This is a genomic window from Betaproteobacteria bacterium (genome assembly GCA_016720855.1).
GTDB lineage: Bacteria > Pseudomonadota > Gammaproteobacteria > Burkholderiales > Usitatibacteraceae > FEB-7.
The window spans coordinates 1,157,970-1,170,167 of sequence record JADKJU010000001.1; the positions used below are offsets into that span (position 1 = coordinate 1,157,970).

Here is a 12,198-nt window from a genome sequence, read left to right on the forward strand (position 1 = left end):
AGGGGCGGCGCTTCAGCTGCGACAACTCGTGCCGACGGCGCGGGCCTCCGCGAACCAGGGACTTCCGGCGACCTGCAAGCCCTCCCAGATTCGGACGACCTCGCCCGCATCGCGCGCGCAATCGGCCGCGCGCCCCTCGGCACGCGCGATCGTGGCCGAGGCGAGGAGCGCCGGCGGGTAGTGCAGCGGGTAGTCTCGCGGGTCGGTGCGGGCCCGGATGTGCGCGATCACGCGGTCGATCGTGGCGCGCGCCTCGGCAGTCCTTCCCGCCGCGAGGAGCGCCCGTCCCGCGATCGTGTTCACGTTGACGAACTCCTCGGAGAACGCCTCCGGCTCCGCTGCCTCGGTGCCATAGCGGTAGCCCTCGAAGCCGAGGATCGCGAACGCGCCCGCTGGATCGCGCTGCATCACGCGCAGGCGCGCCGCCGGGGTGCGGTAGGCGTAGTTGCCCTGGAGGAACGACTTCGACTTGCCGTCGTTCAGCGCGTCGACTTTCGCGAGCGTGGCGGACGCATCCGCTGCGCGGCCCTCGGCCTGATGCACCAGCGCGAGCGTCACGAGCCGCGTCATGGCGCCGACCCGGTCGACCGCCGCGAACTGCTCCGCCTGGTCCGGCACGAGGGTGAGCGCGCGCCGCGCTTCCTTCAGGTCGCCGATCTCGAAGCGCAGCACCGCCAGGTTGTTGAGGCTCGTGAGCTGGCTGAAGTCGAGCTTCGCCCCGGGTTTCACGTCGCCCACCTGCGCGCGCAGGAGCGCCTCGGCCTCGGCCACGCGGCCGTTGTTGGCGAGGAACTGCGCGTACACCGAGCGGAAGAACTTTGCGCGCGGCAACTCCGGCCCGTAGCGCCGGTCGAACTCGGAGAGCGTCTGCGCCAGGTGCGTGATCGCCGCGGCGATGCGCCCGCGCACGGCCATCGCGATCGCGAGCGCGCCGCGGATCTGCAGGTACTGCTGGTAGTCGCTGCTGCCCGAGCCGGGGAAGACGCGGATGGCCTCGGTGGCGTAACGCTCGACCGCGTCCCAATGAGCGTGGCTGCCGTGCACCAGCGCGAGCCGCGCCAGCACGGTGAAGTGGAGCGCCCCGCCGCCGAATCGCCGCTCGGCCACGGTGAGCGCCTGCTCTAGGCGGCGCACCTCGTCGGCGTAGGGCACCATGCCGCTGCCGATCGCGACGGAGTTCACCTTGACGAAGATCTCGTCGGAGGGCTTCTCCCCGGGCGCGGCGAGCGCCAGGAGCTTCGCGTAGGCGGCGAGCGCTTCCTCCCGCTTGCCGACGATGGTCGCGTTGAGCGCGAGCCCTGCGAGGACCTGGAAGCGCAGCTCCGGAGACGCCGCGGCCTCGCCTTCCAGGATCGTGGACGCCTCGCCGAAGAGCTCGAGCGCCCGGGGGCGCTCCTCGAGGTCGGAGAGGATCTCGCCCACGGTCGCGAGGAGCTCCGCCTTCGTGAGGGGCTGGTCGACGAGCGCCGTCCTTAGCCTCGGCACCGACTCGCGCATCAGCTCGAGGACGGTCATGGCTCGCGCCTTCGCCGCGTCGGGCTGCGCCCGCGTGTTCTTGCGGAAGAGCGAATGGAGGAAGTCCTTCACTTCCTCGGCGCGATGCGCTTCGGCGAGCGCCACGCGCGACTGCTCGCGCGCCTCGCCAGCCTGCCACAGCGCCACCGCGAGCCCCACGGCGAGCGAGGCCACGACCGCCGCCGCCGCCGAAGCAGCGAGCCAGTTCCGCGCCAGGAACTTGCGCGCGCGGTAGGCCGCGCTGTCGGGGCGCGCGAGCACGGGCCGCCCGTCGAGATAGCGCGCGATATCCTCGCGCAGCGCGGCCGCGGTCGCATAGCGCTCCTCGGGTCGCTTCTTGAGACACTTGAGGACGATCGTGTCGAGGTCGCCGGCGAGCGCGCGCCGCAGACGCGCGGGCGATTCGTGCAGACGGCCCGCGAACGACGCCTCGAGCGCCGCGCTCGGGCGGACGGTCTCCGCGGAAAGGATCGCTTCCTCGAGCTCGGCCGCGGAGCCGCGCCGCAGCCGGTAGGGCCGGCCGCCCGTGAGCAACTGGAAAAGCGTGATACCGAGGGAATAGACGTCGCTCGCCACGGTGAGGGTTGCGCCGGAGACCTGCTCCGGCGAGGCGTAGTCCGGCGTGAGCGCGCGGCCGGCGACGCGCGTGAGCTGGGTAGAATCGGCGCTGCCCGCGTCGTCCATCAGCTTCGCGATGCCGAAGTCGAGGAGCTTCACCTCGCCGGTCGCGGTGACGAGGATGTTGGCAGGCTTGAGGTCGCGGTGCAGCACGAGCGCGCCGTGCGCGTAGGCGACGGCTTCGAGCACGCGCTGGAAGAGCGCGAGGCGCGCGCGGAGCCCCAGCGCGCGGGCGTCGCACCAGGCCGGGAGCGATTCCCCGTCCACGAACTCCAGCGCGAGGAAGGGAACGCCCGCGCTCGTCGTCCCGGCTTCGAGAAGTCGCGCAATGCCGGGGTGGTTCAACGCGGCGAGGATCGCTCCTTCGCGCGCGAGGCGCTCGGCGGCCCCGCGCCCTGAAGCCGCGAGCGCCGGCATCTTCAGCGCGACGGGGGGAAGCGACGCGTCGCCGGCCTTGCGCGCGAGCCACACGGTGCCCATCCCGCCGCGGCCGAGCGCGCGCTCGAGCACGAAGCCGCCGATGTCGTCGCCGGGCGCGTGGCCGCCATCGTCGTCGTCGGGCGCGGCGGCGAGCGCGCCGGCACCGGCTTCCACCTGGTCGAGCGCGCGGGCGTCGGCGCCGCGCTCGAGCAGGCGCGCGAGCTCGTCCCGCAGGTCCGCGTCTTCTGGCGGCAGGGTCTCGAGCCACGCCTCGCGCCCGGGCGCCGGGATATCCAGCGCCTCGTCGAGCTTCGCGAGCAGGCGCCGGTAGCGCTCGGGCGTGCGGTCGGCGGACACGGTCATCCCTCCGTGCGGATGGCGTCGGCGAGGATGAGGCGCGCCTTCTCCCATTCGCGGTAGAGCGTGCGCGGCGACATCTCGAGCGCCTCGGCCGCCTCCTCCGCGGTGAGCCCCGCGAAGAACCGCAGCTCGACGATGCGGGCAAGGCGCGCGTCGGCGGCCTCCAGCAGGTCGAGCGCCTCGTCGACGCGCAGCACCCCGTCCTCGAGCGTCACGTTCTCGAGGATGCGGCTGTTGAGCGTCGTACGCTCCAGGCCGCCGCCGCGGCGCTCGGCGTTCCGCGCCCGGGCGTGGTCCACGATCACCGAGCGCATCACCTTGGCTGCGTAGCAGAGGAAATGGCGCTCGTCCTCGGGCGTGAATCCCTTCGACTGCGCCACCCGAAGCCATGACTCGTGCACGAGGGCGGTGGTGTCCAGGAGGCCCGAGCGCTCGTGGCGGCGCAACTGCGCATGGGCGAGCCGGCGAAGTTCTTCGTAGGTGTCGGCGAAGCGGTCGGCGGTGGGGGGCAGCGGGTCGTCCATGGCGGGCGGCCGGGAAGTCTCTTGAGGGCGTGGGGTTGCCCGAAGTCTAGCGCCCCCGGGACCGGTCTGGCAGTCGGGAGCCGCGGAATGCGTATTTACAGGGTGAGACCCCGATTCGCCCACGGATCCACTGCGGAGCGTTGCCATGAGTACACGATCGAGCCTTGCCGAACACCTCCTTGCCGCGTGCGCGCGCCTGCCATGGGGGACGGCTTGCGCCGCGCTGGGAAAAATCCTCGTGGCGGTCATCACGGTCCAGCCCATCGCCGCCCAGGCGAACCCCGGGACGCTCGACGCCTCCTTCGGCTATGGCGGCACGGCGGCGACCCAGGTCCGCACGGGCTTCGATCACTTCAGCGCGGCGGCCGTGCGGCCCGACGGGCGTGTCGTCGCCGTGGGCAATTTCTGCACAGGCCCCTACGAGTCCCAGTTCGCGCAGTACGTCTGCACGGGATCGGCCGTCGTCATGCAGTGGACCGTCAGTGGCCAGCCGGACGCCACCTTCGGTGTTGGCGGGCGTGTCGTGATCCCCGGTCTCGCCAGGGCGTTTTCGGTCGCGCTCCAGTCCGACGGCAAGGTCGTCGTGGGCGGCATCGACACGAGCCTCTTCACCAAGCTGGCCCTCTTCCGGCTGACGACGGCAGGCCAGCCGGATGCTTCCTTCGGCTCGGCGGGCTTGGCATCGACCACCGTGGAGGGCGAGCCCAACGCGCTTGCCTTGCAGGCCGACGGCCGGATCGTCGTCGGCGGCGTCTACCGCCGGATCGACTCCGTCACGCGGTTCCTCGCGATGCGCTTCATGGCCTCGGGCGCCGTGGATACGTCCTTCGGCGGGGATGGCATCGGCGACGACACGCTGATCGGCGTGGCGACCGCGGTCGTCGTCCAGTCGGACGGCCGCATCGCGCTCGCGGGCCGATACCCGGTCAGCAACTACAAAGACAATCTCGCGGTCGCGCGCCTGACCGCGTCAGGCTCGCTCGACAGCATGTTCGCCGTATCCGGCGTGCAGTCCTTCGACTTGCTCCACTGGGAACTGCCGCCGGGCGAGTCCACGATCCCCAGGGGCATCGCGCAGCAGCCCGGCGGCAAGCTGGTCGTCACGGGATCGAGCGCGGGACGTTTCTTCGCCGCGCGCCTTTCGACGGACGGGGCGGTCGACGCCTCCTTCGGGGCGTCGGGTTATTACTTCCGCACGCCGAGCGCCGCGCAACTCGTCTCCTCACCACGCTTGGCGATGCTCCCCGACGGCAGGATCCTGCTCGCCGCCTCCACCGCGCCCTCCGGCGAGCCTGGCCGCCTCACGCTGGTCCAGGTCACCGCGAACGGGTTCGACGACGCGGCATTCGGCATTTCCGGCCAGTCGATCGTGCCGGCCGGCCCGCCGCGCAACTTCGGCGCGCCGCTCGTCGTACGCATCCACGCGGGCGGCAAGCCGCAAGTGGCCGGGATCGTGAACGGCGCTTTTCTCCCCGACGTGCTCGAGGTCGATGTCGATCTCGTGGCGACCGCGAGCTTCTCGGCGGCCGGCGTGCTGGACGCGGCCTTCGGCACCTCGGGGCAGGTCTTCGCGCTGCCCGTGGCCAACGACGCGCGCATCCATGCGCTGGCGCAGGCGGGTTCATCCTTCCTGGGTTTCGGCGCGGTGGACGACGGCGCGAGGAGCCTTCTCGCCATTGCCCGGTACGACGGCGGCGGACGGTTGATGCCGTCGAGCTTCACGACGGCCAGGGGCGGCGTGGCGGTCGGGGAAACCGGGGACGAAAGCGCCGCGCTGGCCGCAACGCCCGCGGCATTCAACAACTACGTCGGTTTCGCCGGCTGGCAGGCACAGGCGGGCACGAGCCGGTTCCTCGCGGGCGTCGTGGATGCTGCGACCAACTCCGTCGTCCTGTGGACGAACCATGCGGTCGGTGCCTCCGTCGACGTGGCCACCGCGGTCGCGTGGCAGTCGGGGCAGCTCGTCGTGGCGGGAAACACCTTCAACGGCACCCACAACGACGCGGCCGTGATCCGCGTGGGCGTTCCCGGTCTTGCGATGGACGCGACGTTCGGCACCTCGGGCAAGAGCGTGTTCTCCTTCGGCAGCGGCGACAGCAACGTGGCGGGAGCGGCCGTCCAGGCTGACGGCAAGATCGTCGTGGCGGGCTCCGTGTTCAACGGAACCGACTACGACTTCGCGCTTGCGCGGCTGAACGCGAACGGCACCCTGGACTCCTCCTTCGGCTCGGGCGGAATGGTGGTCACGCCGATCGGCGCCGGCAACGACTTCGGCCGCGCGGTGGCCATCCAGTCCGACGGTCTTATCGTCGTCGCCGGCACGGTCTATTCCTCGCTGACCGAGAGCAACGTCGCCGTGGCGCGGTACACGACAGCGGGCGCCCTCGACACCACCTTCAATGGCACCGGCTTTCGTTCGATACCGTTCGCCGCGGGAGTGGACGACGCGCGCGCGCTCGCCATCCAGCCCGACGGGCGCATCCTCGTGACGGGCTCGGGCCAGAACGGTGCGACGAAGGACGTGATCGTGGCGAGGTTAACCACCGCGGGTGCGCTTGATACCTTCTTCAACGCCACCGGCAAGGTCACCACCAGCTTCAGCGCCGGCGACGACGAGGCCAATGCCGTAATCGTGCAGGCCAACGGCGCGATCGTGGTCGGCGGCAGCCTCAAGACGGGCGATTCGCAGGCCATGCTCCTCGCGCGCTATGCGGGTGCGGACCCGCCGTTCGTGAGCGCGGTGAACCGCATCACGCCCAGCCCCGCGAGCATCACCCCGGTCCTCTTCGAGGTGCTCTTCAGCAAGCCGGTCACCGGTGTCGATGCCTCGGACTTCGCCCTCACCGTCACCGGCTCGGTCACGGGCGCGGCCATCACGGGCGTGTCGGGAAGCGGCGCCGAGTGGATCGTGACCGTATCGCGCACGGGCGGGGAAGGCACGATCCGGCTGGATGTGCTCGACAACGACACGATCGTCGATGGCGGCACCATTCCCCTCAACGGCACCGGCACCGGAACGACGTACGTGGCGGGGCAGGTGTTCTCCGTCCACGTGCCGGTGACCATCACCACCACGACGCTGCCCTCGGTCACGCATGGCGCGTCGTACACGCAACAGATCTCGGTTTCGGGAGGGTTCGCCCCGTACGCCTTCTCCCTGCTCTCGGGCACGCCGCCGCCCGGCATCGTCCTCGAGGCCGGCGGCACGGTCACCGGCGCGGCAACGCAGACCGGCACCTTCAACTTCACCGTGCAGGGGCAGGATGCCGGGGGCTCGGGAGACACACAGGCGCTCTCGATCACCGTCAACCCGATCCTTCGCACGCTGAACATCGACAAGTCGGGGCAGGGCACGGTCGTCTCCTCGCCCGCGGGCATCGACTGCGGCGCGACCTGCAGCGCCTCGTTCGAACGGGGCACCTCGATCTCCCTTGGCGCGGTCGCCGCGACAGGCTACGTGTTCACGGGATGGAGCGGCGGCGGGTGCTCGGGCACGGGGACCTGCGTGGTCTCGCTCGACGCCTCCACGACCGTCTCGGCGACCTTCACGCCGGTGAACTTCAATCTCGTGGTGAACACGAGCGGGTTCACGAGCGGCGTGAAGGTTGTGTCCGCGCCCACGGGCATCGACTGCCCGGGCGCGTGCAACGTGCCGTTTTCCAACGGAGCCGTGGTCACGCTCACCGCGAGCACGCCGAACCCGCGTTTCGCGTTCACCGGCTGGGGCGGCGCGTGCTCGGGCACCGCCACGACCTGCCAGGTGACGATGGACCAGGCGCGCTCCGTCACGGCCATTTTCGTCTACACGATCAACGTGTACGTCTACAACGCCGGCGGGGGCACGATCGTCTCGACGCCGCCCGGCATCAGTTGCGGGCCGGAGGAGAGCGAGTGCGAGGCTTTCTTCTTCCCGGGCACGTCGGTCACGCTCGTCGCGACGGCGCTCCCGGGGCGGCGCGTCGCCTCGCTCACCGGCGCGAGCTGCGGCGGCCAGCCGACCTGCCAGGTGACCTTCGCCGCGACGGACGACGACCAGAGCGGGAACGCGATGCCGCGCGAGGTCGTGTTCGAGGCCGTCGCCCGGGTGGTGCAGGATTTCAACGCCGACGGCAAGCCCGACATCATCTGGTCGAACACCGCCTCGGGCGCGACTACATCTGGCGGATGAACGGTGCGACCCTCGTCTCGGATTCCTTCTACGCGACCATCGACCCCAGCTGGAAGATCCAGGGCGTGGCCGACTTCAACGGCGACGGCCACCCCGACATCGTCTGGCGCAACACCGCCAACGGCGCCTGCTACGTCTGGTACACCGTCAACGGGGTCTTCACCGGGACCGATGCCTTCCTCTTCAGCTTGCCGCCCGAGTGGGTGATCCAGGGGGTCGCGGACTTCAACCAGGATGGCAAGCCCGACTTCCTGATGCGCAACGTGAACAGCGGCAACGCCTTCGCCTGGTTCTTCAACGACAACCTGCCCATCGGCGACCAATTCCTGTTCAACATCGACCCGAGCTGGAAGGTCGAGGCGGTGGGCGACATCGACCTGGACGGGCAGCCGGACCTGCTCTTCCGAAGCATGACGTCGGGGCTCTCCTTCGCCTGGTACACGCAGTACGCAGGCAGCGTGCTGAGCTTGGGGGCCTCGAGCCCGATGGTCTACTCCATCGACCCGGTGTGGGAGGTGGTGCAGCTCGCGGACTGGAACGGGGATGGGAAGCCCGATCTCCTCTTCCACAACTCGGCAACGGGCCTCGTGTTCGTGTGGTACCTCGACGGCGTCACGCTCGGCGCGTCCGACTACGTGATCCAGATCGACCCGAGCTGGGAGATCGTGCCGAGGCGCTGACTCGCCGGGCATTCAGGCAGGCGAGCGGGCCGGTTTGACGGACCGCTCCGAAGGGGACGACACTGGCCCCGACCCGCGGCATTCGGCGACCGCCGGGACGCCAGGGGCGCATATCGTGATGATGATGTCGAAGCGGCAGGACGAGAAGGCGGCCCGGACCTGGTCGATTCGGTTGCTCGGCGACCCCACGCTCGTCGATCCCGATGGCATTCATCACGCGCTCGAGCACCGCGCCGCCGCATTGTTCGCACTGGTGGCGATCGAACCCGGCATCCAGCGCCGCCGCGTGGCATCGCTGCTCTGGCCCGATTCCGACGATTCCCGGGCACGCCAGGCGCTCCGCCAGCAACTGCTGCGGATCAAGAAGCTCGCGGGCGAGGAACTCGTGCAAGGCGATGCAGCCATGCGACTATCCACGAACCTCGCCACCGATCTCCGGCGGGGCACCTCCGGCGGACACTTCCTTGGCGCCCACGACTACGGCGACAACGAGGAACTCGGCCGCTGGGTACGGCGCCAGCGCGACGACCGGCTCCACGCAGCCACTGACAAGCTCGCCCGGCAGCTCGCCGAGGCGGAGGCGGCCGGCGACTTCGACGCGGGCGTCAGGCTCGCCGAGCGGCTCGTCGCCGTCGCCGACGATGCCGAGGAGCACTACCGAAGCCTCATGCGAATGCACTACCTGCGCGGCGACGCCGCGAGGGCGCAGGAAGCCCACGAGAGGCTTCGCGCCATGCTCGAGCGCGAGTTCGTGGCAGTGCCCACGCCCGAGACCGATCAGCTCGCGCGCTCGATCCGCGCCGCACGCGACGATCCCGGGCCTCGATTCCCTGCGAGCGCACCGCCGCCTTCCGTGCTGCGCCCGCCGCGCCTCGTAGGCCGCGAGACGGAATGGTCCGCGCTCGAGTCATGCTGGACCGAGGCAGGCAAGGCGATCGTGTCGGGGGAAGGCGGCATGGGCAAGACGCGCCTTGTCTCGGACTTCGTGGCGAGCCGGGGAAACGTCGTCATGGTCGCCGCGCGCCCGGGCGACGCGCTGGCCCCCTATTCGCTTCTCGCACGCCTGGTACGCGCCATGGTCGCCCGCGTGCCCTCCCCGCTGCCCAAGGGCGTGCGCAGGGAGCTCGCGCGCCTGCTGCCGGAACTCGGAATGGCAGAGCCCATCCGGGACGAGGCGGGTCTCACGCGGCTCATGCGCGCGGTGGAGAGCGTGCTCGACGCCGCGCTCGCGACCGGTCTTGCGGGCATCGCGATCGACGACCTGCATCACGCGGATGCGGCGTCGATCGAGGCGCTGCAGGGACCTATCGCGGCCGATCGCCGGCTCGCGCTCATCCTGACCTGCCGGGCGGGCGAATCCAGCGCGGAAGCCAGGACGCACATCGAGTCGCTCGTCTCCTCCGGAACAGGTCGCCTCGTGGAACTCCCGCCGCTCACCGAAGGGCAAGTCGAGGACCTTCTCGAATCGCTGGATATCCCGGGATTCGATGGCGCCAGCCTTGCCGCACGCATCGCCCGTCACACGGGCGGCAATCCCATGTTCGTGCTGGAAACGGTCAAGGCGATGCTCTCGCGCGGGGCCGACACGACTGGCGAGGCATCCCTGCCAGTTGCGGGCAGCGTGACCGCGATGATCGAGCGGCGGCTGGGCAAGCTCTCCGCCGAGGCCGTGAAGATCGCCCGTTGCGCGGCGGTGGCGGGCCAGGACTTCTCCGCGGACCTCGTCGCGCGGGTTCTCGGCGCTCGCTCGCTCGACCTCGTGGATGCATGGGCCGAACTGGATTCCGCGCACGTCCTTCGCGACGGCTCCTTCGCCCACGACCTCATTTACGAAGCTGCGCTTTCCTCCGTGCCCGCGGCCATCGCGCGCCAATTGCACGGCGAGATCGCGGCGTACCTCGAGTCGGCTGGAACGGAGCCGGGCCGCATCGCCGCCCACTGGGCGCAGGCGAGACGCCCGAAGGAAGCAGGCGACGCCTTCGCGAGGGCGGCGACGCAGGCTCGCTACGGGGGACGGCGCATCGAGGAGGCCAGTCTCCTCGCCGCGGCGGCCCGGTGCTTCGAGGAGAGCAGGGATCCCTGCGCCCGCTTCGAGGCGCTGCTCCTGCGAGCCGACTCCTTGATGTGCAACGACCTGGGCGACGGGGCCTTCGCCGGCGTATGCCTGGCCGAGAGCGCGGCGCACAACGACGACCAGCGCCTGCGCGCCCTGCTCAAGAAAGCCGAGTTCCTCGGCAACCGGAGCGATGCCGCAGCAGCCGTGGAAATGGGACGCAGGGGCATCGAGATGGCGAATTCCGCCGGACGAGGCGACCTCGCGGCGCTCTTTTCGCTGGTGGTCGCCGGCGGATTGTGCGACCTGCGCCGCGTCGACGAAGCTCTTCAGCTGCTGGAGCCGCTCCAGGCGTGGGCGGAAGCGAACCTCGCGCCCCGCGCTCGCGGCGAGTTCTGCGTGCAGCTCGGGATCGCCTACGACCTGGCCAACCGGCTCTCCGAGGCGCTCCGGGCGTTCGAGTCCGCTCGCGTCATCGCCTCGGAGGAGAGCTGCAAGGATCTCCTGGCCACCTCGCTTTCCAACCTCGCCACCACGACCAGCAAGCGCGGGGAACTCGCGCGCGCCGTCGAATTCGGCAGGCAGGCGCTGCAACTGTGGCGCGAGGCGGAGTCGCTGCGGGGAACGCCGCTGCAAACGCAGGCCCTGCTCGCGCACCGCCTTCGGGACATCGGCCACTATGACGAGGCCATCGCTCTCTTCGAAGAGTCGCTCGCGGGCTTCCGAAGCGCCGGCGCCAAGCACTGGGTCTTCGCCGCGGGGCACCGGCTTGCGCTCGCCTGGTCGCAGCTCGGCCAGCACGCCCGGGCGCAGCGGTTGATGGCCGACGATCCCACCGGCCTGCCGGCCAAGGTGCAGGCGATCTGGCTCGCCCATCGTGCCGAGATCGCGCGCGTGTCCGGAGGCGACGCCCTGGTGCCGATCCGCGAAGCGCTCTCCCTGCTGGGTGACGGCGTGGACGACGGCAACAACCGGCTCATCGGCCTGATGGCCTCCGCGATCGTTCCGCCCGACGAAGGCGAATCGATCGCGACCGCGGTCGCCGCGTGGGCCGCCGCGCGGGGACGATACGGAATGGCAGGTGCTGCCCACATCCGGGCGGCCGGCTGCGCGCTCGCCCAGGGAGCGCTGGACCGCGCGCAGCCGCATGTCGAAGCCGCGCTTCACCTCTTCGTCGACTACCAGCCGGACAATTTCTACCGGGCCGAGTCGTGGTGGGTCGCCTTCCGCGTGTTCGCGGCCGCCGGGCGGCCTGCCGAGGCCGGCCGGATGGTCGCCGAAGGCCGCGACTGGATCGTGGGCATCGCCAGAAGGCATGTCCATGAGGAGTTCCGGGAGAGCTTCCTGCACCGAAACGCAATCAACCGCGCGCTCCTGATCGCGTCACCCGTTCACCTCGCCTCCGCAGGCTCTTCCCCGCCCGCCATCGGCTGACCCTCCGGGCCGGCCTTTCGCGTGGCGCTCACGTCACGCCTTCGGCTGTGCAAGCCAATCTGGACGCGCTGGATCGCCGGGCTGCCAACCGAGACGTCGACTCGAGCCATCGTCCCAGGGTGCCGGGAGCAACCCCGCATCGATCGAGGAGGAACAAGCAATGAAGATCAATGTGGCGCGCCGATTCCTCACGACCCTCACCTTGCTGAAGGCAGCCGCTGTCGCGGTCGCTCTTGCCGTGGCGGGCGCAGAACATGCCCATCGGCGACCAGTTCCTGTTCATCATCGACCCCGGCAGGAAAGTGGAAGCGGTGGGCGACATCGACCTGGGCGGGCAGCCCGATCTTCGCTTCCGCAATGCGACAACGGGACTCGTCCTCATCGGATACCTCGACGGCAGCGGCGGACCCTGATTTGCGCGATACT

Annotated in this window: 6 protein-coding genes; 4 read left to right on the forward strand and 2 right to left on the reverse strand. The window is 70.4% G+C overall.

Translation table 11 applies throughout. The features are described from left to right. Positions 1–12: 12 nt before the first annotated feature. Together IPP91_05085 and IPP91_05090 are read right to left on the reverse strand one after the other, a co-directional pair. Complete coding sequence (locus IPP91_05085) at positions 13–2,910, reverse strand: serine/threonine protein kinase (GenBank protein MBL0141438.1); 2,898 nt, start codon at positions 2,908–2,910, stop codon at positions 13–15. 2 nt (positions 2,911–2,912) lie between these two features. Next, complete coding sequence (locus IPP91_05090) at positions 2,913–3,437, reverse strand: sigma-70 family RNA polymerase sigma factor (protein ID MBL0141439.1); 525 nt, start codon at positions 3,435–3,437, stop codon at positions 2,913–2,915. 145 nt (positions 3,438–3,582) lie between these two features. Here IPP91_05090 and IPP91_05095 point away from each other — a divergent pair, with 145 nt between their 5' ends. From IPP91_05095 to IPP91_05110, 4 genes are all read left to right on the forward strand, one after another. Then, positions 3,583–7,605 (forward strand): hypothetical protein, encoded by a 4,023-nt coding sequence (locus tag IPP91_05095; protein ID MBL0141440.1) that lies wholly within the window; start codon positions 3,583–3,585, stop codon positions 7,603–7,605. After that, a complete protein-coding gene (locus tag IPP91_05100) occupies positions 7,602–8,285 on the forward strand; it encodes a VCBS repeat-containing protein (protein ID MBL0141441.1) in 684 nt (227 codons plus the stop codon). The genes IPP91_05095 and IPP91_05100 overlap by 4 nt, the downstream gene beginning before the upstream one ends. Before the next feature lie 124 nt (positions 8,286–8,409). Then, positions 8,410–11,772 (forward strand): AAA family ATPase, encoded by a 3,363-nt coding sequence (locus tag IPP91_05105; protein ID MBL0141442.1) that lies wholly within the window; start codon positions 8,410–8,412, stop codon positions 11,770–11,772. A gap of 254 nt (positions 11,773–12,026) precedes the next feature. Next, a complete protein-coding gene (locus tag IPP91_05110; protein MBL0141443.1) occupies positions 12,027–12,185 on the forward strand; it encodes a hypothetical protein in 159 nt (52 codons plus the stop codon). Positions 12,186–12,198: the final 13 nt, after the last annotated feature.